This is a genomic window from Streptosporangium brasiliense, from assembly GCF_030811595.1.
Lineage (GTDB): Bacteria > Actinomycetota > Actinomycetes > Streptosporangiales > Streptosporangiaceae > Streptosporangium > Streptosporangium brasiliense.
Genome location: NZ_JAUSRB010000002.1, coordinates 1,519,152 through 1,541,935, shown reverse-complemented (window position 1 = coordinate 1,541,935; position 22,784 = coordinate 1,519,152). Strand labels below are relative to the sequence as shown.

Genomic DNA, 22,784 nt, shown 5'->3' with positions numbered 1-22,784 from the left:
GATGCCCGTGGAGCGGTGGCGGCGGCAGGATGGGAGGCGCAAGCCGTACGGAGACGAAGGAGTCGACATGACCGCGCTCAATGGTGAGGACGAGGTCGCGGAGCTGTGCCGTGACCTGATCCGGATCGACTCGACCAACGCGGGCGACAACGCCGGCCCCGGTGAGCGGGAGGCCGCCGAATACGTGGCCGGGAAGCTGGCGGAGGTCGGGCTGGAGCCGCGGATCCTGGAGTCCGACAGCCGCAGGGCGAACGTGATCGCCCGCATCGAGGGGGAGGACCCATCCCGCGACGCGCTGCTGCTCCACGGTCATCTCGACGTGGTCCCCTTCGACGCCGGCGACTGGACCCACCACCCGCTCGGCGGGGAGATCGCCGACGGCTGCGTCTGGGGGCGCGGCGCGGTCGACATGAAGAACATGGACGCGATGATCCTCGCGGTCGTCCGGCAGCGGCTCAGCGAGGGGCGCCGGCCGCCGCGGGACGTGGTGCTGGCGTTCACCGCCGACGAGGAGGCCGGCGGCACGTACGGCGCGCAGTGGCTGGCCGGCGAGCACAAGGACCTGTTCGAGGGGTGCACCGAGGCGATCGGCGAGGTCGGCGGGTTCAGCGTCTCCCTCGACGAGGCCCGAAGGCTCTACCTCATCGAGGCGGCCGAGAAGGGCATCGCCTGGATGCGGTTGACCGCCAGCGGCCGGGCCGGGCACGGCTCCATGCTCAACGGCGAGAACGCCGTCACGGAGCTGGCCGAGGCGGTCGGCCGCATCGGGCGCTACGAGTGGCCCGTACGGCTGACGCAGACGGTCCGGACCTTCCTCACCGAGACCTCCAGGGCGCTGGAGCTGGAGCTCGACCTGGACGACGCAGAGGCGACCGTGGCCAAGCTGGGCCCGCTGGCCCGGATGATCGGCGCCACGCTGCGCAACACCGCCAACCCCACCATGCTGCAGGGCGGTTACAAGGCCAACGTCATCCCGCAGACCGCGACCGCGCACGTGGACGGCCGCTTCCTGCCCGGATACGAGGAGGAGTTCTTCCAGACGCTCGACGAACTGCTCGGCCCCAACGTGACCAGGGAGTTCGTCTACCACGACATCGCCCTGGAGACCGGCTTCGAGGGGCCGCTGGTGCGGGCGATGACCGACGCGCTGCTCGCCGAGGACCCGGGCGCGCTCGCCGTGCCGTACACCCTGTCGGGCGGTACGGACCTGAAGGCGTTCAGCCGACTGGGCATGCGCGGCTTCGGGTTCGCGCCGCTGAAGCTCCCGGCGGACTTGGACTTCTCCGGGATGTTCCATGGGGTGGACGAGCGGGTACCGGTGGATTCGCTCCGGTTCGGGGTGCGGGTGCTTGACCGCTTCCTGGACGGTTGTTGAGACGTTCCGCGGAAAACCATTGCACTGACTACCCGTAGTGCTAACGTAACTCTCCGTCGAGGGGTTGGGCCGCGCGTGAAGCGGGTCCACCCAGGAGCTTTGGGGAGGTCACGTGGCACGCATGCCGCAGGAGCAGTGGAGGGCGTCCTCGCCCGCTGCTCGGCGCGCGCCCGTGGCCGTTTCCGCTGACGAAGCGATCTTCACCCGGGCTGACCGGATGGCGCGGTTCGCGGCCGGCAGCCGGCAGATCGTCATGCGAGTCTCCGCGGTCGGCGCCCTGCTGGCCGCCGGATGGCTGCTCGCGGTCGTCTTCGGGCTCCTCGGCGCCGCTCCGGCGGCCGCGGACACCACCGCGGCGACGGGAGTGGCGCGCTCCGGCGCCCCCGACTCGGCCGCTTCCGGATCGGCCCTCCAGGCCGATGTCTTCCCCACGGAGAGCGGCGGGCTGTCGGCGTCAGGAAACGCCGAGGCCATGGCCGGGCGAGGCATAGACGGGCTCACCAGCCAGTCGAAGCCGGCGTCCCCGGCACCCACCACCGTTGACCACAGCTCTGGCGCCGATGGATTCGTGCCCCAGACCAACGGTGGATCCGGCTTCTCGGGGCCGGGCGTGGGGGACCTCTCGCGGTTCGTCTACGACCCGCGGTTGACGGCTCAGCGCGCCCCACTGGCGTGTGTGCTCCCCCCGGTGGTCCGCACAGCGGCGGACGACCCTTCCTTCTCTCCTGACTGACTCCGTCCCGTAGATCGGCCGCCTCTCCAGTCGAGCCTGCCGGTCGCGGAGCGTGCCTCAGCCCCCGTCTCCAGGGGAGCCGCTCCGCTCCATGACGGTCAGTGATTTCCCATCCCTCGTGACGGCCCCGGGGCTCCCGCTGTGCGGGCTCCCGTCAGGACCTCGCATGGCTCCGCACGCCGGTCACGAGATGTCAGGTATCCCCCCAAGAACCGCAAGGAGCATCAATCATGCGTACGTGGGTTAAGGGCACGACCCCCGCGGCACTGCTCGCGCTGGGCGTCATGACCCTCGGCAGCGGTACGGCTTTCGCGGACACCTCCGGCGACAACTCGATCGGCGGCGGCAACCAGGTCAACGCCCCGATCTCCCTGCCGATCGACATCAGCGGCAACGCCGCGGCCGTCGCCGGCACCTCGACGGCGGCCTCCCAGGGCGGCGCCTCCGTCGAGAACAACGGCGGCGGCGGCATCCCCGGCGAGACCTCGGGCAGGGGCAGCGTCCTGGGCGGCAACCAGGTCAACGCCCCGATCACCGCCCCCGTCAACGCCTGCGGCAACGCGCTGTCGCTGTTCGGCGGTTCCGAGGCGGGCTGCAAGGGCGGCGCGTCCGTCCGGGGCGGCGGCCGGGGCGGGTCCGGGGGCAACCGGACCGACGGCGACCACAGCGTCCTGGGCGGCAACCAGGTCGTCGCCCCGATCACCGCGCCGATCAACGCCTGCGGCAACTCGATCGCGATCTTCGGTGACGCCGTCGCGGGCTGCAGGGGCGGCGCGTCCGTCCGGGGCGGCGGCCGGGGCGGGTCCGGGGGCAACACCACCTCCGGCAGGTCCTCCGTGCTCGGCGGCAACCAGGTCGTCGCCCCGATCACCGCCCCCGTCAACATCTGCGGCAACTCGGTCGCGGTCGTCGGCGATGCGTTCTCCGGCTGCAGGGGCGGCGCCGAGGTGACCGGCGGGCCAGGCCGTCCGGGCCGGCCCGGCAAGCCCGGCTATCCGGGTGGGCACGGCCCGCGCCCGGGCTGGCATCCCGCGGCGGGCGGCAACGACACCGACGGCCGCTTCGCCGCCGGCAGCGGCAACCAGGTGATCGCTCCGATCACCGCCCCGGTCAACGTCTGCGGCAACGCGGTCGGCAACGCCGAGGCGGGCTGCAAGGGCGGCATCTCCGCCGGGAACGCCGGGAACGCCGGGGGTGGCGCGGGGGGCAACCGCACCTCGGGCCGGAACGGTGTGCTCGCGGGCAACCAGGTGGTGGCGCCGATCACGGCGCCGATCAACATCTGCGGCAACGCCGTCGCCGTGCTGGGCAAGGCCTTCGCCGGCTGCAAGGGTGGCGCCTCGGTCTCGTCGAAGGGTGGTGGTCTCGGGGCTGGGGGCAACCGCACCTCGGGTGCGAACGGTGTGCTCGCCGGTAACCAGGTGGTGGCGCCGATCACGGCGCCGATCAACATCTGCGGCAACGCCGTCGCCGTGCTGGGCAAGGCCGAGGCCGGTTGCAGGGGCGGTGCCTCGGTCTCGTCGAAGGGTGGTGGTCTCGGGGCTGGGGGCAACCGCACCTCGGGTGCGAACGGTGTGCTCGCCGGTAACCAGGTGGTGGCGCCGATCACGGCGCCGATCAACATCTGCGGCAACGCCGTCGCCGTGCTGGGTGACGCCGCGGCGGGCTGCCTGGGAGGCTCCCACGTCGGCGGGCCGGGCGGCGGGCACCACGGCGGGCATCACGGCTACGGCCACTGGGCCCAGCGGGTCGGCGGCCGCGCCGACGGCGGCCTCGTGCCCGCCCTCCCCGTCATCCCGGCTCTCAGCGGCGCCCAGAGTGCGGGCAAGGCCGTCCCGGGTCTCGGCGGCGCCCAGGGCGCGGGCAAGCCGGGACGGCGTGCGCACGGCGCCGGGCTGCCGCAGCCGCCCCTCGTCGGCGAGGTGCGGGACATGGCCGGCCTGCCGGAGCTGCCGGCCGTTCCCGGCACCCCGATGGCCGCCCAGGACGTGCGGCAGAAGGCCGGTTCGCCGCTGGCCCCCGCGACCGACCTGGTCTCCTCCACCCCGATCGGCGGAGCGCTCCCCGTGGGCGACCTCGGTCTGATGAGCGCCGCTCAGCCCGCGGGGGTGACCGGAATGAACTCCGGCTCGCTGGCCGTCCTGCTGCTCGGTGCCATGGCCGCCGCGTCCGCCGCGCTTTTCGCGACCGCCCGCCGCATCCGTTTCGGCCGGAAGTAAGACAGTAGTAACTCTCCAGCTATGTCCCCTCGGATCCCCCGAGGGAGGCGCACAGACGCTTCACCGGTAGCGAGGGAGAGTGGCGGTTCCGGACCGCCCTCTTCCCTTGTACGGCGAGGCAGAGAAGCTTTGCCCGTTCCGGGGGCGCGGCCCGGGACGGGCAAAGCCATGTCCGGGGCCGGCGGCCCTCACCGGGGTGACCGGGGCGTGCGCAGAGTCACATCGTCCTGGTCACACGTATGATCTTGCGACGCAGTCGGACGTCCCGGCGGCCGTCGGGATACAGTCTCAGGCGGTCGAGTTCCCAGTCGCCGTATTCTGCATGTTCGGTGAGAATCTGCCGGGCGGCGTCTCTGGAGGTGCCACGCGGAAGATGGAGAACCAAGTAGGAGTAGTCGAGCACAGCGATTAGTCTCCGAGGGTGGGCTGGGGGACGTCGGCACTCATAGGGCTTTATTGTGCGTCCTTGCGGCTTTCCTTGGGAGTGTGCCCGATCCAGACCGGGTAACCCGAGGGGAAGAAAACGGGGAACCAATGCGAACAGCGAGGTAGGAAGCAGCGTGCCAGCCAAGAACGGCAACGCCGGCGGAACCCGCCTGGTGATCGTCGAGTCGCCTTCCAAGGCGAAGACCATCGCTGGGTACCTCGGCCGCGGCTACGTCGTGGAGTCCAGCATCGGGCATATTCGCGACCTCCCCGAGAAGGCCGACGACATCCCCGAGAAGTACAAGGGTGAGTCGTGGGCCCGCCTGGGCGTCAACGTGGACCACGAGTTCGAGCCACTCTATGTCGTCAACCACGACAAGAAGGCGCAGGTGAACAAGCTCAAGCAGCTGCTTAAGGACGCCGACGAGCTCTACCTGGCCACTGACGAGGACCGGGAGGGCGAGGCGATCGCCTGGCATCTGCGCGAGGTGCTCAACCCCAAGGTGCCGGTGCACCGCATGGTGTTCCACGAGATCACCCCGCGGGCGATCCAGGACGCGGTGGCCAACCCGCGTGCCCTGAACCTGCGGCTGGTCGACGCCCAGGAGACCCGGCGCATCCTCGACCGCCTCTACGGCTACGAGGTCAGCCCGGTCCTGTGGAAGAAGGTCAAGCCCCGCCTGTCGGCCGGCCGCGTGCAGTCCGTGGCGACCCGGCTGGTCGTGGAGCGCGAGCGTGAGCGCCTGGCGTTCACCAGCGCGAGTTACTGGGACCTGCAGGCGCTGTTCGACACCGGCCGCCCGGAGTCCCCGCGCGAGTTCACCGCCACGCTGACCGGTGTGGACGGCAAGCGCGTCGCCCAGGGGCGTGACTTCGCGAGCAACGGCACGCTCAAGAGCGCCGACGTGGTCCACCTGGACGAGCAGGCGGCACGGGCCCTGGCCGGGCGGCTGACCGATACGGCCTACAAGGTCAACTCGGTCGAGCGCAAGCCGTACACCCGCAAGCCGTACGCGCCGTTCCGGACGACCACGCTGCAGCAGGAGGCCAGCCGGAAGCTGGGCTTCTCGGCGAAGTCGACCATGCAGATCGCCCAGCGCCTGTACGAGAACGGCTTCATCACCTACATGCGTACCGACAGCATCACGCTGTCGGAGACCGCCATCGCCGCCGCGCGCAGCCAGGCCATCAAGCTGTACGGCTCGGCGTACGTGCCCGACAAGCCGCGTGTCTACGCCAGCAAGGTGAAGAACGCCCAGGAGGCGCACGAGGCGATCCGTCCTTCGGGCGAGGAGTTCCGCACGCCGGGCGAGACCGGGCTGAGCGGCGACATGTTCCGGCTGTACGAGCTGATCTGGCAGCGGACCGTCGCCTCCCAGATGAAGGACGCGGTCGGCGAGTCGGTCAGCGTCAAGGTGGGCGGCACCTCCAGCTCCGGCGAGCGGGTCGAGTTCGGCGCCACCGGCCGGACCATCACCTTCCACGGCTTCCTCAAGGCCTACGTCGAGGGCGCGGACGACCCGTCGACCGACCGCGACGACTCCGAGAAGCGCCTGCCCAACCTGGACGAGGGCGACCGCCTCACCGCGGCCGAGCTCAACGTGCTGGCGCACGCCACCAAGCCGCCCGCGCGCTACACCGAGGCCTCGCTCATCAAGGAGCTGGAGGACCGGGAGATCGGCCGTCCCTCGACCTACGCGTCGATCATCGGAACGATCCTGGACCGCGGTTACGTCTTCAAGAAGGGCACCGCGCTGGTGCCGTCCTTCCTGGCGTTCGCGGTGGTCAACCTGCTGGAGCAGCACTTCGGCCACCTTGTCGACTACGACTTCACGGCCGACATGGAGAAGGTCCTCGACGACATCGCCAACGACCGGGCGGAGCGGGTGCCCGAGCTGCGCCGCTTCTACTTCGGCGAGGAGGGCGACGAGGGCCTGAAGGAGCTGGTGACCGATCTCGGCGAGATCGACGCCAAGGAGATCAGCTCCTTCCCGATCCGGGGCACCGACATCATGATCCGGGTGGGCCGTTACGGCCCCTACCTGGACCGTGAGGGCGCCCGGGTGAACGTGCCCGAGGACCTGGCGCCCGACGAGCTCACCGCCGAGCGGGCCGAGGAGCTGTTCTCCCGCCCGACGGGCGACCGGGAGCTGGGCAAGGACCCGGTGACCGGCAACGTGATCGTGGCCAAGGACGGCCGCTACGGCCCCTACGTGACCGAGATCCTCCCCGAGGAGCCGCCGCCGGCCGAGGGCAAGAAGAAGGTGAAGAAGGCAGACGCCCCCAAGCCGCGCACGGGGTCGCTGCTGAAGTCGATGTCCCTCGACACGATCACCCTCGACGACGCGCTGAAGCTGCTCTCGCTGCCCAGGAAGCTCGGGGAGATCGACGGCCAGGAGGTCACGGCGCAGAACGGCAGGTTCGGTCCCTACGTGAAGAAGGGCACCGACTCGCGCTCGCTGGCCTCCGAGGAGGAGATGTTCACGGTCACGCTGGAGCAGGCCGCGGCGCTGTTCGCCCAGCCCAAGGCCCGGGGCAGGCGCGCCGCCGCGGCGCCGCCGCTGCGCGAGCTCGGTGAGGACCCCGTCTCCAAGAAGCCGATCGTGGTGAAGGAGGGCCGTTTCGGCCCTTACGTGACCGACGGCGAGACCAACGCCTCCCTGCGCAAGGGCGACGAGGTCGAGCAGATCACCACCGAGCGGGCCGCCGAGCTCCTCGCCGACCGCCGCGCCCGCGGTCCGGCGCCCAAGCGGCCGACCCGCGCCAAGGCGAAGGCCAAGGCCTGACACAGGGCTCGGCGGGGCCGGGCGGCCCTGTCGGGCTCTGGCCGCCCCTGGCCGTGTCGGGCCCTGGTCGGGCCTGGCCGGGCCTGGTTGGGCCTGACAGGGCGCACCCGCCTGGCGTGACCTCAGGGAGGCGGGTGCCGTCCGCGCCGCCCTGAGGTCACGCCCTGAGGCGCTGCCCCGAGCGTTGTCCTGAAGCGCTGTCCCTGAGGCGCCGCCCCGAGCGCCGCCCTGAAGCGCCGCCCTGAATCTGAGGCGCTGTCCTGAACCTGAGGCGCTGTCCTGAAAAGGGAACGGATCCGCCGCCCCGGGCGTTCTTCGGAACGCGCCGGGTACGGCGGGCGGGCTCGGCGCGGGAGAGATGGACGGTGACGATCGTGGGGTTCGTGTCGCTGGTCGTGGGAGTGGTGGCGCTGATCCACTACTACCTCTGGCGCCGCCTGGTCCGTGCCACCACGGTCGCGGGCCGGACCCGCCGGGTGCTGACCTGGGTCCTGGCCGGTCTCGCCGTGCTCGTCCCGGTGACGCTCGTCGGCTCGCGGAGCCAGTGGGGGCACTTCCTGGCCTGGCCGGGCTTCTTCTGGATCGCGATCATGTTCTATCTGTCGGTGTTCCTGGTCCTCCTGGAGATCCCCCGCGCGCTGGCCCTGCTCGCCCTGCGCCGTTCCGACCGCCGCCGCGCCGGGGCCCGCCTCGCCCCGCGCCCGGCCGACGGCCAGGACCGCGTGGCCCGGCGCCCCGAGCCCGCGTTGACCGCCCCGGTGTCGGAGTCCGCCGCGAGCGTGCCGGGCTCCGGGCCGGCGCGGCCGTCGGCCGGTCCGGGGGAAGGCTCGGAGAGCGGTGCCGCGGCCCCGGCGGGAGGCGGGCCGGAGGAGGCGATCGGCCGCAGGCTCTTCATCACCCGTACGGCCGCCGCCGTCGCCGGGGTGGGGGCCCTGGCCACGGTCGGGTCCGGGATCAGGACCGCCCTCGGCGACCCGGTGATCGAGTCGGTCAAGGTCGCCCTGCCCAGGCTGGATCCGCGTCTCAGCGGCCTGAGGTTCGCGGTGGTCAGCGACATCCACCTGGGCCCGCTCACCGGCGTCGGGCACACCCAGCGCATCGTCCGCATGATCAACTCGCTGGAGGCCGACGTGGTCGCCATCGTCGGCGACCTGGTCGACGGCACGGTCGCCGAGCTGGGACCGCTGGCCAGGCCGTTGAAGAGTCTCGAATCCCGCTACGGCGCATACTTCGTCACCGGCAACCACGAGTACTACGCCGCCAACGGCCCGCAGGAGTGGATCGAGGAGCTCCGCGGCCTCGGTGTCCGCCCGCTCGGCAACGAGCGCGTCGAGATCGCCCACCGGGGAGCCGTGCTCGACCTCGCCGGGGTCAAGGACATCAACGGCACGGCCTCGGGCGACGGTCCCGACTTCGAGCGGGCGCTCGGCGGCCGGGACCGCTCCCGGTCCACGGTCCTCCTCGCCCACCAGCCGGTCCAGGCCGTCCAGGCCGCCGAGTACGGTGTCGACCTCCAGCTGTCCGGCCACACCCACGGCGGCCAGATGGTCCCCTTCAACCTGATCGTCCCGTTGCAGCAGCCGGTCGTCTCCGGCCTCGGCGAGGTGGACGGCACCCAGGTCTACGTCACCCGGGGCGCGGGCTTCTGGGGGCCGCCCGTCCGGGTCGGAGCCCCGCCCGAGATCACCCTTCTGGAGCTCCAGGGCTAGGAGACTCCGGCGCCGGGGGTTCTTTTCACGGAGGCCGCCTGCGGGGGACAGTCCGTACGTATTACCCTCATGCGACGAGCAGCCGGGCATATCCACCTGGCTCATGTTTTCCCCAGCCCAGCGAGCACCTGGATACGCTGACATCATGACCACCCCTGGCCGGAACACCGCGCGCCGCAAGTCCCCCCACGTGCTGGCCAACGCCCCGTTCCGCAAGCTGTGGACGGCCATGTCGGTGTGCAGCCTCGGAGACTGGCTGAACATCATCGCGTTGACCGCCCTCGCCGGAAACCTCACCAGCGGGGCCGGTTACCAGGCCCAGAGCCTGGCGATCGGTGGCGTCTTCGTCGCGAAGATGCTCCCGGCGATCCTGCTGGGCCCGCTCGCGGGCGCGTTCGCCGACCGGTTCGACCGCCGGCTGACGATGTTCTTCTCCGACCTGCTCCGCTTCGCGCTGGTCCTGTCGATCCCGCTGATCGGCAACTACCAGTGGGTGATCATCGCCACATTCCTGGTCGAGTGCGTCAACCTCTTTTGGGTCCCGGCCAAGGACGCCACGGTGCCCAACCTGGTGCCCAAGGAGCGGCTGGAGGAGGCCAACCAGCTCAACCTGCTGGTCACCTACGGCACCGCCCCGGTGGCCGCGCTCCTGTTCGCCGTGCTGTCGGTCGCCGACGACGCCCTGGGCAGGTTCGTCCCGTACTTCGCCGACCGTGACACCTATCTGGCGCTGTTCATCAACGCCTTCGCGTATCTGGTGTCGGCCCTCATCATCTTCATGCTCAAGGACATCCCGAAGGCCGGCGGGGGGACCACCGCGATCTCCACGCCGTCGGTGCTCCGGCAGATCATCGACGGCTGGCGCTTCGTGGGCGGGAACCGGCCGATCCGGGGTCTGGTCATCGGCATGCTCGGCGCGTTCGCCGCGGGCGGCGCGGTGGTCGGCGTCGCCAAGATCTACGTGGTGGCGCTGCAGGGCGGCGACGCGGCCTACGGCGTGGTGTTCGGCGCGGTCTTCGTCGGCATGGCCTCCGGCATGTTCTTCGGTCCCAGGCTGCTGCGCGAGCTGTCCCGGCGGCGGCTGTTCGGACTGTCGATCATCGTGGCCGGAGTGGTCCTCGCCGCGATCGCGCTCATCCACAACCTGGTGATCGTCGTCCTGCTCACCGTGATGCTGGGGGCGTGCGCCGGGACCGCCTGGATCATCGGCTACACCATGATCGGGCTGGAGGTGGAAGACAGCCTGCGCGGCCGTACGTTCTCCTTCCTGCAGTCGCTCGCCCGGGTCACCCTGCTGCTGGTGGTCGCGGTCGCCCCGACGCTGGCGGGTCTGTTCGGCAGGCACGACATCGTCATCGGCCGGGAGACGTTCTACCAGTTCGACGGGTCCAACCTGGTGCTGCTGATCGGCGCGCTGCTCGCGGTGGCCGTCGGGTTCCTCGCGCTGCGGCACATGGACGACCGCAAGGGCGTGTCGCTCGTCTCCGACCTGGTCGCGGCGGTGCGCGGCGAGCGGTTCACGCCCGAGGAGGCCGAGCAGCCGCGCGGGATGTTCATCGCGTTCGAGGGCGGCGAGGGGTCGGGCAAGACCACGCAGTCGAGGCTGCTGGCGATCTGGCTCCGGGACCAGGGTTTCGACGTCGTGCAGACCCGGGAGCCGGGCTCGACCAAGGTGGGCATGAGGCTGCGCGCGATCCTGCTGGACGCCGTGCACCAGGGGCTGTCGGCGCGCTCGGAGGCGCTGCTGTACGCGGCCGACCGGGCCGAGCACGTGGAGAAGGTCATCCGGCCGGCGCTCTACCGGGGTTCGATGGTGATCTCCGACCGTTACGTGGACTCCTCGCTGGCCTACCAGGGCGCCGGCCGGGCCCTGGAGCCGGGCGACGTGGCGAGGATCAACAACTGGGCCACCGGGGGGCTCGTCCCCGACCTGACCGTGCTCATCGACACTCCGCCGTCGGTCGGCCTGACCCGGCTGGGCGGGGCCGCCGACCGGATCGAGTCCGAGCCGCTGGAGTTCCACGAGCGGGTCCGCCGCGAGTTCCGCTCGCTGGCCGCCGCCGACCCGGAGCGCTACCTGGTCGTCGACGGGACCCTCACCCAGGAGCAGATCTCCCTGCTCATCCACGACCGGGTCCGCGAGGTGCTGCCCGACCCGGTGCCGCAGGAGTCGGAGGACGCCACCGGCACCATCCCCGTCATCCGCGACTGACACCGGCGGTAGGTTGAGGGCGTGGGAGTCTTCGATGACCTTGTGGGTCAGGAGCGGGCGGCCGTGACGCTCCGCCGGGCGGCGGCGGCCGGGGCCGAGCTCCTGGCCGGCGGCCCGGGCACCGGGATGACCCATTCGTGGCTGTTCACCGGACCGCCCGGGTCCGGCCGGGAGGAGGCCGCGCGGGCGTTCGCCGCCGCGCTGTTCTGCCCCGACCAGGGGTGCGGCCACTGCGACATGTGCCATCAGGTGGCGGTCGGCTCCCACCCGGACCTGGAGATCGTCCGGCCGCAGGGGCTCTCCTACGGCATCAAGGACACCCGCCAGCTCATTCTCCGCGCGGCCGGGGCGCCCACCCTGGGCCGCTGGCGCGTCGTGCTGTTCGAAGACGCCGACCGTGCCACCGAGGGCGCCTCCAACGCGCTGCTCAAGGCGATCGAGGAGCCGCCGCCGAAGACGGTCTGGCTGCTCTGCGCGCCCTCCCCGGACGACATGATGATCACCATCAGGTCCCGCTGCCGGCTCGTCACGCTCGTCACCCCGCCCGCCGCCGCGGTCGCCCACGTGCTGGCCACCCGGGAGAACGTGCCCCCGGTGATGGCGGAGTTCGCCGCCAGGGCCGCCCAGGGGCACATCGAGCGGGCCCGCAGGCTGGCCCTGGACGAGGAGACGCGCAAGCGCCGCGAGGCGGTGCTGTCCATCCCCGGCTCGCTCACCGGGGTGGGAGAGTGCGTGGCGGCCGCCGAGCGGCTGGTGAAGACCGCCGAGGACGAGGCCGCGGCCGTCACCTCGGTGCTGAACGAGTCCGAGATCACCGAGCTGCGCAAGATCTACGGTGAGGGATCCTCGGGCAAGGGGCTCAACAGGGGCCTGATCAGGGGTGGGGCCGGAGCGCTCAAGGAGCTGGAGGACCGGCAGAAGTCCCGGGCCACCCGGACCAAGCGCGACGTCATCGACGCGGCGCTGCTCGACCTGGTGGCGTTCTACCGCGACGTGCTGGCGGTGCAGTTCGGCGCGCACGTGGAGCTGGCCACCGAGGACCGCCGGGCCGACCTGGAGGGTCTGGCCCGCGCCTCCACCCCGGAAGACACCCTGCGCAGGATCGACGCGATCATGAACTGCCGCGAGCGGCTGGCGGCCAACGTCAACCCGCAGATGGCCGTCGAGGCGATGACCATCTCGCTGCACCGGCCCCGGCTCTGATCCGGCCGGTGACCCGGTCGGTGATCTGGCTGATGATCTGGTCGGTGTCTCCGAGCAACCTGGAGGCGGTTCTGGCGTCTCCTGGTCATGCAGGCCGAAACCTTGGACCTAGGGAGACCGGAGCCCGCTGAGACGATCAGCGGGCTCTATGCCGAGCACGCGCTCGGGCTGACCCGGCTGGCCCTGGTCATGATCGGGGACCGTGAGTCCGCCGAGGACGTGGTGCAGGAGGCGTTCCTCGGCCTCCACCGCCGGTTCGACCGGCTGAGGGACCCGGACCGGGCACTCGTCTACCTGCGCAGTTCCGTGCTGAACAACGCGCGCAGCGTGCTGCGGCGCAGGCGGCTGCCCTCATGGTTCGCCGGGACCTACGCGCCGCCCGTCTGGTCGGCCGAGTCCGAGGTGATGCTCGGGGCCGAGCGCCGGGCCGTCATGGAGGCCCTTCAGCGGCTGCCGAGGCGCCGCCGTGAGGTGCTGCTGCTGCGTTTCTACGCCGAACTGTCGGAGGAGGAGACCGCCCAGGCGATGGGGGTCAGCCGCGGCACCGTCAAGTCCACCACCCACCGGGCGCTGGACGCGCTCGGCCGTCTGCTGGGGGAGAACCAGTGAACGAGATCGTCAACCGGCTGCGGGACGCGGCCGGGGCCGTCGGGGAGACCGTCCGCGACGTCCCCGCCTTCCGGCCGGAGGCACGCCGTAGCCGTAGGAGAAGACCGTGGCTGGTGCCGCTGGTGGCCGCGGCGGCGGTGACCGGGGTGATCGCCGGAGGGGTCGTGGCCGTCAAGGGGGGACCGGGCGAGGACGTCGCCGGGTCGACGGCCGCGGGAGCGGCTCCGGAGTATTACGCGGTGACCGGCGGTGACGGGATCACCTTCTACCGGGCGGACACCGGCCGGACGGTGGGGAGCCTCCCGGGGAGGGACCCGGACAGGCGTTTCTCGCTGGTGGACTCCGCGCGGGGCGCGTTCTACGCCACGGTCAAGTTGGGCGCCTGCGAGGCGCTGTTCATGCGGGTGACGCTCGGCCGGGAGGGCGAGGTCCTGCGGGCCGACACGCTGCCGATCGCCGTGCCGGACGGCATGACGCCCACCTCGCTCGCGGTCAGCGCGGACGGCGTCAAGCTGGCCTACGGCCTGCAGACGTGCGAGGCCCCGGCCTCCGTCACCGGGCAGCTCGGGGTGACCGACCTGACCACCGGCAAGAGCCGGACGTTCGTCTCGCGCCACAACAGCGACGTCACGAGCGTGTCGATCACCGCGGACGGCCGGACGGTCGCCTTCCAGCGCGGTCCCGCCTGGTCCGACCCGGATGGGAGCGTCACGGTCACGGCCACGCGGGCCCCCGATCCGGTGGCCTCCCCCACGGGGCCGGTCCCCACGGCGACGGGGACGGAGCCGGTGTATGTGACCCCCTCGCGGATACCCACGGGGCCGGGGGCCGCGCAGCCCGATGCGCAGCCCGAGAGGAAGCCGTCACAGACGCCCACCGCGCCGATGACCGCGCCCCCCGACCAGCCGGCGGGCCCGGTGCCCACGGTGACCGTGACGGTCACGCCGGAAGCCCTCCCCCCGGGTAAGAAGGGGGCCGTCGCCTCCGCGGCTCCCACGGAGCCCGCCAAGCCGTGGCCCTCGGAGACCGTCAGGCCAGATCCGTCGGAGCTCGCCGAGCCGTGGCCCTCGGAGACCGTGACGGCCCTGCCGGTGCCGGTCCCCACGATGCCCGAGGAGCTCCCCTCCGCCACGTCCGGGCCGGTGCCGCCCGGAGCCGAACCGTTCGAGGTGTGGGTGCTCGACACCGAGGCGGCCGGGGAGGATCTGGACAGCGCGCGGAGGGTCGAGTTCAAGGCGGCTCCCGGCACGCCCACCGGCCTGCACGGGGTGCGGATCAGCGCGGACGGCCGGTCGTTCGTCGCCGCGCTGACCCGGACCGTCCAGGAGAACACCGATCAGTCCACGGGCGGGGCGGGGTCGGCCGCGATCGCGCTGTTCGACGCCGGGGACGGCCGTCAGACGGACGTGATCTACCAGGACGACCGGGGTGATCTGCGGCTCGTCGACGGGGACGCCTCGGGCGAGCACCTCGTCGTCCAGCGGGGGCCGGAGCTCGGGGTGATCAGCTCGGGCCATTATCGGGCGCTCCCCGGCGCTGCGGAGCTCGGTGACGCGGGAAATCTGAGAATCGGCTGGTGAGGAGATGGGGGCCGTCATGACCCCACGGCCCTCATCCCCCTTTTTCATCTCGAAGGGAACCAATCACAGCTAATGCCACTCAAAGGATGAGTGTGGATCGTTAGAATTCCCAGCGAATTTCCATACATTCGTTACGAATCTATTGGACAGTGTCCTGCTCTACGGGGATGAGCAGGAAGACCGGGGGACTTTTGAGGAGTATCGAAGCACGTCTAGAGGTGATGTCGCCGGGGGGCAGGCGGGCTGTCACCAGTCGAGTGGGCAACGACGACGTGCTGCGGATCGAGTGGCCGGAGCCGGTGGACGGAGAGACCGTCCTACGGCACGTGGAGACAGGGGAGGAGCGCGAGGGGACCGATCTCGCCGGGCTGCGGCCGGGCATCTGGATGGCGTCACACCAGGGCGGACCCCTCGCCACCGATGATCCGGGATTCTCGCTGGACGGGCTGCTCGCCTACGCCGAGACGCCCCGCGACCGGGAGATCCGGGCATTCAGAACATCCATCGGCACCCTCGCCCTCACCGTGCGCATGGTCGAACCGTACGTCGAGGTGGCCACCGTGGTCTCCGACGACGGTGTGATCGAGGTCGAGGGCACGATCGCCTACGGCGAGCCGATCGAGGGATCGGCCAGGCTCCTGGCCGTGGCCAGGAAGGGGCCGGAGCCGGTGGGCGGACCGGCGCTCTTCCGGGGACGGCGCTTCGAGGGGGTCCTCCAGGTCGCGCCGATGGCCGAGACGCAGACGCGGCGGCGGGTCTTCTGGGACCTGCATGCCGAGGTCGCCGGAGTACGGCTGCCGCTGGCGGCCCGCCTCGACGACGTCACCGACAAGAAGGCCAAGGTGCGCTTCCCCGCCCAGCGCGTGGGACAGATCAGGGCGCGGCCCTACTACACCGACACCGACAGCCTCGCCGTCGCGCTCACGGTCGAGGAGGAGACCTCGTGAAGATCTCCTTCCTGATCCTCAACGCCTACGGCATGGGGGGCACGATCCGGGCCACCTTCGACCTGGCCACCGAGCTGTCGGAGCGGCACGACGTCGAGGTGATCAGCGTCTTCCAGCACACCGACCTGCCCTTCCTGCCGCTGGGGTCCAGGGTCCGGCTGCGCTCGCTGGTGGACCTGCGGGAGGGGGCCAGGGTCCGCTGGCCGTACACCAAGCGGGCGGAGCGGCTGAGCGAGCAGCCGAGCGAGCTCATCCACCCCGAGGAGCGCGCCTACGCCTCCTTCAGCGCGTGGAGCGACGACGTGCTCAGGCGCGAACTGCGGCGGCTCCGCACCGACGTGCTGATCACCACCCGGGCCGGGCTGAACATCATGGCCGCCAGGTTCGCCCGGCGGCGGACCGTCACGATCGCCCAGGAGCACCTGCACTTCGCGGCCCACCAGCCCGGCATCTTCGAGGAGATCCGGCAGTGGTATCCGAAACTCGACGCGGTCGTCACCCTCACCGAGGCCGACGAGCACGACTACCGGACCATGCTCGACCGGGCTCGGACCCGGGTCTACACCATCGGCAACGGGCTGGCCGGAGGGCCGCGCCCCCGGTCCAGGCAGGACAACCGGATCGTGCTGGCCGCCGGGCGGCTGGTGCCGGTCAAGGGGTACGACCGGCTGCTGAGGGCGTTCGCCCAGGTGGTCCGGGAACGCCCGGACTGGAAGCTGCGGATCTACGGCGAGGGCCGGATCAGCGACAAGCTGGTCAGGCTGGCCGTCAAGCTGCGCCTGCACAACAACGTCACGTTCATGGGCCCCACCGGAGACATCGAGGGCGAGCTGGCCAAAGCCTCGATCCACGCGGTCAGCTCCCGGTTCGAGGGCTTCGGCATGACCATCATCGAGGCGTTCGCGTGCGGGGTGCCGGTGGTCAGCTTCGACTGCCCCCGGGGGCCCCGGGAGATCATCACCTCGGGCCACGACGGGCTGCTGGTCCCGCCCGACGACGTGGACGCCCTGGCCGGAGGGCTGCTCAAGATGATCGAAGACGAGGAGGGCCGGCACCGGATGGCCCGCAATGCCCTGGAGACGGCCAAGGGCTACGACATCTCCATGATCGCGGAACGCTGGGAGAGATCCTTCACCGAACTCGTCCGCTGAGCGGCCCCTGCGGGCCGCGCGGAATCGGTGGGCCGGGCGGAGCAGCAGACGGCTCCGTCCGGCGTCTCTGTGATGTGAAAGCCGAACTGCTCTCCCACAGAGAGCCTCTGGCCGGCGACCGCGTCGACATCGCGACGCTGTTCGCCGAGCACCATCTCGGGCTGGTACGGCTGGCGCTCCTCATGGTGGGCGACCAGGCCACGGCCGAAGACGTGGTGCAGGAGGCGTTCGCCCGTACCCACGCGGGACGGCGCCGCCTGCGCGATCCCGGGCGCGCGCTGACCTACATCCGCTCGGCGGTGCTCAACGGCGCCCGTTCGGTGCTGCGCCGCCGGGCGGTGGCCTTCCGGCGGGCCGTGCCGTACGAGCCGCCCGTCTGGTCGGCCGAGCACGCGGCGCTGCTCGGCGAGGAGCGCTGCGAGGTGCTGGTGGCGCTGCGTGGGCTGCCCAGACGGCAGCGGGAGGCGCTGACGCTGCGCTACTACTTCGACCTGTCCGATCTGGAGATCGCCGAGACCATGGGGATCGGTGCCGGTACGGCCCGGTCGACGATCGCGCGCGGGCTGGCCGCCCTCGCCCGAGTGCTGGGGGACCAATCATGACCGTCACCGAGAACCGCCTGCGCGAGGCCCTGTCCGCCGCCGCCGCGACCGCCGTCGACGTCCGCCCGCTGACCGCCCCGGCCCGCCGTCGGTCCCGGGCCCCGTTCCGGACCGCAGCCGCCGCCCTGGCCGTCGCCGTGATCGCCTTCGGAGCCGTACGGCTCAGCGCCCCCTCCCCGGCCCCGGACGGTGAGATCGCCGCCATGGCGATGAGCGCCGTCGAGCCGTCCGGAGCGCCCGAGGTCTCGGTCTTCCTCTGCAAGGACGGCGACCCCCTCCCGAACTGCGCGGGCAGGGGGATCACCGAGACGGAGCGCGAGGATCTCCGGCGGACGCTGGAGGGCCGGCCCGAGGTGGAGAGCGTCCTGTTCGAGGACCGGCAGCGGGCCTGGGAGAAGTTCCGGCGCCAGTACGAGGACGATCCGCAGATGCTCGCGGCGATAGTCCCCGCGGACATGCCGGAGTCGTTCCGCGCCCGGATCAGGCCGGAGGCGGGTTCCAGGGCCGTGGCGCGGGCCGCGAGCGGGCTCCCCGGCGTGTCCGTCGTCGTCGACAGCGCCTGCCTGCTCAGAAAGGCCTCCCTGGTGTCGCTCGCCAGGCGCATCCTCCTGGGAGCGGACGACGAGGAGAGGTGCTCCTTCACGGACAAGGGGAGGTGACCGCTTCACCGACTTCACCGATTTCGCGGACTTCATGGACAGGGGGAGATGGCAGCGCGCGGGCAGGAGAGGCCATCGTGCACGGGCACCATCATCGTGCACGGGCGGGAGAGACGACCGTGCATGGCAGGAGAGGTGGCCGGCTCCTGCCGGGGCGGTGAGGGTACGGCGCACCCCCCGACAGGTCCCGCTGCCGGAGCCCACGGGGACGGACTCGGCGCGTAGGGTGGCGGGGTGGGCGCTTAGCCGTACCCCCAGCAGCTTTGGAGCCACATGAGCATGATCATGGCCGTGAGCTTCACCCGTTACGGCCGTCTTTACTATCTCGATCCAGGCGAGCACAGTCCCAAGGTCGGCGACAAGGTGCTCGTGCCCACCGATACCGGGCCGGAGGTGGCCGAGTGCGTGTGGGCGCCGCAGTGGACCAGCGAGGAGGTCGGCGGCCTGCCGGTGTGCGCGGGCATCGCGGATGAGGAGCACCTGGCGCGCGACGAGGGCAACAGGCGGCGGCGGGCGGAGGCCCGGAGCGTCTCCAAGCGCCTGATCAAGCGGCACACGCTGCCCATGAAGGTCGTCGGCGTCGACTACCTCGACTCCGACAACGTCTACACCGTCTACTTCTCGGCCCCTCACCGCGTCGACTTCCGCGCCTTGGTACGTGATCTGGCCCGCAACCTCCGCGCCCGGGTGGAGCTGCGCCAGATCGGCCCCCGTGACGAGGCCCGCCTCCAGGGCGGCATCGGCCCCTGCGGCCGTGACCTGTGCTGCGCGACCTTCCTCAAGGACTTCGAGCCGGTCTCCGTACGCATGGCCAAGGACCAGGACCTGCCGGTCAACCCGCTGCGTATCGCGGGGGCGTGCGGGCGGCTGATGTGCTGCCTCAAATACGAGCATCCGCTCTACGTCGAGGCCAACGCCAGGATGCCCCGCCTCGGGCTGAAGGTGGACACCCCCGAGGGGCCGGGGACCGTGGTGGGACGCAACGTCCCCTCCGACTCGGTGACGGTCCGGCTGGAGGAGGGCGGACGGCGCTGCGCCTGCCCCTCCGCCTCGGTCTGCTCCCCGCGTAAGCAGCACGACGCGATGTACGGCGAGGCGGCACCGGAGGCCAGGGGCGGCCCCGGCGACCCGAGAGATTGATCGTGAAGTGCCCGTGCGGTAGACCGAGGTGCGGGAACGAGAGATCAGGTGCCGGGGCACGGGAACGGGTGATGCAGGTAATGGGGGCGCGGGCATGGCGGTGATCCGGATCGGCGGCACGGAGTTCGGCTACGACGAGGCCGGCAGCGGGCCGGCGGTCGTGCTGGTGCACGCCGGCTGCGCGGACCGGCGGATGTGGGATCACCAGTTCCGGGCGCTGTCCGAGCACTACCGGGTGATCCGCTACGACTGGCGCGGATACGGCGAGTCCGGTGACGCGACCGGCGAGTTCGCCTACCACGAGGACCTGCTGGCGCTGCTGGACGCCTCCGGAGTGGACCGGGCCACGCTGGTGGGCAGCTCCGACGGCGGCAGGACCGCGCTTGACGCCGTGCTCACCGCCCCGGAACGGATCACCGCGCTGGTCCTGGTCGCCCCCGGCCTGTCCGGGCACGAGTGGCCGCCGTCGATGCTCGCGCGCTACCGGGAGCGGGTGCACGACGTGATCGGGATCGACCGGCTCCGGAGCTACCGCGCGGGCGAGGTGGAGACCATCGACGTGGCGGAGCTGGAGGCCTACTCCGCGGCGGAGACGGAGTTCCTGGTGGCCGGGCCGGGCCGTACCCGCGACGACCTTGAGCCCCAGGTCTGGGAGCTGGCACTGAAGATGGACCGCCTGCTGAACGAGCGGTCCTGGACCGGGCCGCACGGCAGCGTGCGCGGCCTGCGGCCGCCGGCGAAGGAACGGCTCGCCGAAGTCGAGGCGCCGACCCTGGTGGTCACAGGGCTGGCCGACGTGCCGGAGATCCTGGAGGTGTCCGACCTACTGGCCCGGGAGATCAGGAAGGTCCGCCGGGTCGACCTCCCGCAGACCGGCCACCTGCCGCCGCTGGAGCGCCCGGAGGAGTTCACCGCCATCCTGACCGACTTCCTGGTGACCCTCTAGAGCTTCCTGGTGACCCTTTGGAGCTTCCTGGCGACCCTCTGGAGACCTCCGCCCTCGCGGGTGAGCGTGACCAGGCCGTGGGGGAGCGCTCCAGGCGGCTGCGGCGAGAACCTCGGGCGCGACCGTCGCGCGGGCCCTGCCCGGTGCGGTGGCGACTCCGTCGAGGGGCAGGCCACCGGGGGTGTGCACGTAGTATTTCTCCGGAATGCGACCTGTCGCCGTCCCCTCCGAAAGGCACAGCGTGAGATTCCGCCGCATGGTCGCCGCCCTCACGGCGGTAGTGCTCTCCGCGACAGCCTGCACCGGCGCCGACCGGCCGGAGTCCGCCCTCGACTGGGCGGGCTGCGGCGACGGATTCGAGTGCGCGGAGCTGAGCGTGCCCCTCGATCACGACAGCCCCGGCGGTGAGCGGATCAAGATCAGCGTGATCCGGCTCCCCGCCTCAGGTGACCGGATCGGCTCGATCCTCGTCAACCCGGGCGGACCCGGCGGCTCCGGGGTCGAATACGCGCGCAGCGCGCGATCGGTGCTGAGCGAGGCCGTACGGGCCCGGTTCGACGTGGTGGGGTTCGACCCGCGCGGGGTCGGCGGCTCCTCGCCGGTCCGCTGCCTGTCGTCGAGCGACCTGGACGCCTATCTCGCGCTCGACACCTCGCCCGACTCTCCGGCCGAGGTCACCGCGCTGGAGGAGGGCTCGCGGCGGTTCGCCGCCGGGTGCCAGGCCCGCTCGGGCAAGCTCCTGCCGCACGTCGGCACGGCCGACGCGGCCCGGGACATGGACCTGCTGCGCGCGGCCCTCGGAGACGAGGGCCTCACCTACCTCGGCAAGTCGTACGGCACGCAGCTCGGCGCGGTCTACGCCGACCTCTTCCCCGGCCGGGTCCGCGCCCTCGTCCTGGACGGCGCCGTGGACCCCTCGCTCTCCCCGCTGGAGCTGAACGCCACCCAGGCGCACGGGTTCGAGGTCGCCCTCGACGCGTTCCTCGAAAACTGCTTCACCGCCGGGGACTGCCCGTTCGACGGCCCGGTGAAGTCGGCCCGCGAGGAGATCGCCGGCCTGCTCCGCAAGGTGGACCAGGAGACCCTGGCCAACCAGAACGGCGACGGCCGTCAGATCGGCGAGGCCTGGACCACCCTCGGCCTGATCACCCCGCTCTACGACCGGCAGTCATGGCCGGCCCTCCGCCGGGCGCTCAACGAGGCGCTGGAGGGTGACGGGACCACGCTCCTGCGCATGGCCGACCTGTTGATCGACCGTCGCGAGGGCGGCACGTACTCCAACCAGACCGAGGCGAACATGGCCGTCAACTGCGTCGACGGCCGCTTCCCCCGTGACTCCTCCGCCTTCGCCGCGGCGGCACGCGACGCCGCCGGCGACGCGCCGCTGTTCGGCCCGTCCGTCATGTGGTCGTCGTTGCCCTGCGCCTACTGGCCGGTCGGGGGAGAGTCCCGCGGGAAGGTCGACGCGCCCGGCGCCGCCCCCATCATGGTCGTCGGCACCGAACGCGACCCGGCCACGCCGTACGCCTGGTCGGAGGCGCTGGCCGACCAGCTCTCCTCAGGCGTGCTGGTCGGCTTCGACGGCGACGGCCACACCGCCTACCTGACCGGCTCGTCCTGCGTGGACCGGCTCGTCGACGACTACCTGATCAACCTGGCCGTCCCCAAGGACGGAACCTACTGTCCCAAGATCGGTTGATCCGGGAGGCGCGGGAAGCCCACGAAAGCCTGTAGACTGCCGTAGGCCACGTGAAACACGCGGCACGCCGCCTTAGCTCAGTCGGCCAGAGCACTTCACTCGTAATGAAGGGGTCTGGGGTTCGATTCCCCAAGGCGGCTCCAGCTCAGAGGCCCTCCCGGATGATCCGGGAGGGCCTTTTGCATGCCGTACAGCAGCGAAATACAGCAACGGCGTCAGCCGCCATGGCCATAGCGTCGAGTCCACCGCAGGTCGCTGATCACGGAACTGTCATGTCTGTCTGGTTGGGTGGCCAGAAAGGGACGGACTCCTGTCCGAGGTGACGCGCTTCCTGATCGCAGAGGGCGGGTTTCCATGGCAGAGCTTCTTGCAAGCGTGGTGGACGGGGCGCGTGAAGCCTTCTACCTGTTGGACGGCGAGATCCTCGAAGGCAACCAGCCGGACGGACCTGGTCCGTGGGCCAGGAGTCCCGCCCGCCGGGGCAGGACTGGTTGGATGTCGGCTCCAGCCTCAATCTGACGATCAAGCCGGTCAGCCGTCCCACGGACGCCTCCGGCTCCGTCGTCCTGCCCCGCCGCTGGGTCGTCGAACGCAGCCTTGCGCGGATGATGCATGCACGCCGCCACGCCCGGGACTGTGAACGGCTCGTCCAGCACTCCGAGACCCTTATCACCTGGGCCGCCATCACCCTCATGACCAGACGCCTGGCCCGCGAAGGCGCCACCCCAGCCGGCCAAGGAAATCGGCCTGAAGGAGACGCTGATTCCCTACTGAGGTGTTCTCAATGA

17 protein-coding genes, 1 tRNA gene and 1 pseudogene are annotated in these 22,784 nt (G+C 71.3%); 18 read left to right on the top strand and 1 reads right to left on the bottom strand.

All coding sequences use genetic code 11. The annotated features are described in order from the left end of the window. Nucleotides 1–67 precede the first annotated feature (67 nt). The 3 genes from J2S55_RS15620 to J2S55_RS15610 all read left to right on the top strand — a co-directional run bounded on the left by J2S55_RS15620 (nt 68) and on the right by J2S55_RS15610 (nt 4,327). Nucleotides 68–1,375, top strand: a complete 1,308-nt coding sequence (locus J2S55_RS15620; RefSeq protein ID WP_306861191.1) for a M20/M25/M40 family metallo-hydrolase — start codon at nt 68–70, stop codon at nt 1,373–1,375. A 121-nt stretch (nt 1,376–1,496) separates the two neighbouring features. Beyond that, the gene (locus J2S55_RS15615) at nt 1,497–2,108 is read left to right on the top strand and encodes a hypothetical protein (RefSeq protein ID WP_306875437.1); all 612 of its coding nucleotides are present in this window, start codon (nt 1,497–1,499) and stop codon (nt 2,106–2,108) included. A 230-nt stretch (nt 2,109–2,338) separates the two neighbouring features. After that, nucleotides 2,339–4,327 (top strand): chaplin family protein, encoded by a 1,989-nt coding sequence (locus J2S55_RS15610; RefSeq protein WP_306861189.1) that lies wholly within the window; start codon nt 2,339–2,341, stop codon nt 4,325–4,327. Between the two features lie 217 nt (nt 4,328–4,544). Here J2S55_RS15610 and J2S55_RS15605 read toward each other — a convergent pair whose 3' ends face one another. Then, nucleotides 4,545–4,730 (bottom strand): DUF5703 family protein, encoded by a 186-nt coding sequence (locus J2S55_RS15605; RefSeq protein WP_012895568.1) that lies wholly within the window; start codon nt 4,728–4,730, stop codon nt 4,545–4,547. A gap of 157 nt (nt 4,731–4,887) precedes the next feature. Between J2S55_RS15605 and topA the strand changes: the two genes are divergently transcribed. The 15 genes and pseudogenes from topA to J2S55_RS15530 all read left to right on the top strand — a co-directional run. Further along, nucleotides 4,888–7,539: a type I DNA topoisomerase gene (gene topA, locus J2S55_RS15600; RefSeq protein ID WP_306861183.1), complete on the top strand. Its 2,652-nt coding sequence runs from the start codon at nt 4,888–4,890 to the stop codon at nt 7,537–7,539. 365 nt (nt 7,540–7,904) lie between these two features. Next, entirely contained in the window at nt 7,905–9,248 is a 1,344-nt protein-coding gene (locus tag J2S55_RS15595) for a metallophosphoesterase (protein ID WP_306861181.1), read from the top strand. A 145-nt stretch (nt 9,249–9,393) separates the two neighbouring features. After that, on the top strand, nt 9,394–11,460 hold the full coding sequence (tmk, locus tag J2S55_RS15590; RefSeq protein WP_306861179.1) for a dTMP kinase: 2,067 nt from the start codon (nt 9,394–9,396) through the stop codon (nt 11,458–11,460). Between the two features lie 21 nt (nt 11,461–11,481). Further along, nucleotides 11,482–12,663 carry a DNA polymerase III subunit delta' gene (locus J2S55_RS15585; RefSeq protein WP_306861177.1) on the top strand — a complete coding sequence of 394 codons (1,182 nt, stop codon included), beginning with the start codon at nt 11,482–11,484 and terminating at the stop codon, nt 12,661–12,663. Nucleotides 12,664–12,765: 102 nt separating this feature from the next. Beyond that, nucleotides 12,766–13,272: a SigE family RNA polymerase sigma factor gene (locus J2S55_RS15580; protein WP_306861175.1), complete on the top strand. Its 507-nt coding sequence runs from the start codon at nt 12,766–12,768 to the stop codon at nt 13,270–13,272. Continuing rightward, on the top strand, nt 13,269–14,852 hold the full coding sequence (locus J2S55_RS15575; RefSeq protein ID WP_306861173.1) for a WD40 repeat domain-containing protein: 1,584 nt from the start codon (nt 13,269–13,271) through the stop codon (nt 14,850–14,852). Before J2S55_RS15580 ends, J2S55_RS15575 begins: the two co-directional genes overlap by 4 nt. A gap of 257 nt (nt 14,853–15,109) precedes the next feature. Continuing rightward, nucleotides 15,110–15,799 carry a hypothetical protein gene (locus J2S55_RS15570; protein WP_306861171.1) on the top strand — a complete coding sequence of 230 codons (690 nt, stop codon included), beginning with the start codon at nt 15,110–15,112 and terminating at the stop codon, nt 15,797–15,799. After that, the gene (locus J2S55_RS15565; protein WP_306861168.1) at nt 15,796–16,950 is read left to right on the top strand and encodes a glycosyltransferase family 4 protein; all 1,155 of its coding nucleotides are present in this window, start codon (nt 15,796–15,798) and stop codon (nt 16,948–16,950) included. The genes J2S55_RS15570 and J2S55_RS15565 overlap by 4 nt, the downstream gene beginning before the upstream one ends. Nucleotides 16,951–17,024: 74 nt before the next feature. Next, nucleotides 17,025–17,552, top strand: a complete 528-nt coding sequence (locus tag J2S55_RS15560) for a SigE family RNA polymerase sigma factor (protein WP_306861166.1) — start codon at nt 17,025–17,027, stop codon at nt 17,550–17,552. After that, the gene (locus J2S55_RS15555; RefSeq protein ID WP_306861164.1) at nt 17,549–18,211 is read left to right on the top strand and encodes a permease-like cell division protein FtsX; all 663 of its coding nucleotides are present in this window, start codon (nt 17,549–17,551) and stop codon (nt 18,209–18,211) included. The genes J2S55_RS15560 and J2S55_RS15555 overlap by 4 nt, the downstream gene beginning before the upstream one ends. Nucleotides 18,212–18,490: 279 nt before the next feature. Next, a complete protein-coding gene (locus tag J2S55_RS15550) occupies nt 18,491–19,351 on the top strand; it encodes a PSP1 domain-containing protein (RefSeq protein WP_306875435.1) in 861 nt (286 codons plus the stop codon). Between the two features lie 94 nt (nt 19,352–19,445). Then, entirely contained in the window at nt 19,446–20,297 is an 852-nt protein-coding gene (locus tag J2S55_RS15545) for an alpha/beta fold hydrolase (RefSeq protein ID WP_306861162.1), read from the top strand. 256 nt (nt 20,298–20,553) lie between these two features. Continuing rightward, nucleotides 20,554–21,996, top strand: coding sequence for an alpha/beta hydrolase (locus J2S55_RS15540; protein WP_306861160.1), 1,443 nt, complete (start codon nt 20,554–20,556; stop codon nt 21,994–21,996). 66 nt (nt 21,997–22,062) lie between these two features. Next, nucleotides 22,063–22,139: transfer RNA gene (locus J2S55_RS15535), tRNA-Thr, on the top strand. 366 nt (nt 22,140–22,505) lie between these two features. After that, nucleotides 22,506–22,763: pseudogene (locus J2S55_RS15530) on the top strand (IS5-like element IS4811 family transposase); the annotation flags it as partial. Nucleotides 22,764–22,784: the final 21 nt, after the last annotated feature.

What these genes read in the sequence shown, in the direction of transcription:
- J2S55_RS15555 (WP_306861164.1), top strand. Translation starts at nt 17,549, where the DNA reads ATGACCGTCACCGAGAACCGCCTGCGCGAGGCCCTGTCCGCCGCCGCC.
- J2S55_RS15540 (WP_306861160.1), top strand. Translation starts at nt 20,554, where the DNA reads ATGGTCGCCGCCCTCACGGCGGTAGTGCTCTCCGCGACAGCCTGCACC.
- J2S55_RS15545 (WP_306861162.1), top strand. Translation starts at nt 19,446, where the DNA reads ATGGCGGTGATCCGGATCGGCGGCACGGAGTTCGGCTACGACGAGGCC.
- J2S55_RS15620 (WP_306861191.1), top strand. Translation starts at nt 68, where the DNA reads ATGACCGCGCTCAATGGTGAGGACGAGGTCGCGGAGCTGTGCCGTGAC.
- J2S55_RS15550 (WP_306875435.1), top strand. Translation starts at nt 18,491, where the DNA reads ATGATCATGGCCGTGAGCTTCACCCGTTACGGCCGTCTTTACTATCTC.
- J2S55_RS15610 (WP_306861189.1), top strand. Translation starts at nt 2,339, where the DNA reads ATGCGTACGTGGGTTAAGGGCACGACCCCCGCGGCACTGCTCGCGCTG.
- J2S55_RS15615 (WP_306875437.1), top strand. Translation starts at nt 1,497, where the DNA reads ATGCCGCAGGAGCAGTGGAGGGCGTCCTCGCCCGCTGCTCGGCGCGCG.
- tmk (WP_306861179.1), top strand. Translation starts at nt 9,394, where the DNA reads ATGACCACCCCTGGCCGGAACACCGCGCGCCGCAAGTCCCCCCACGTG.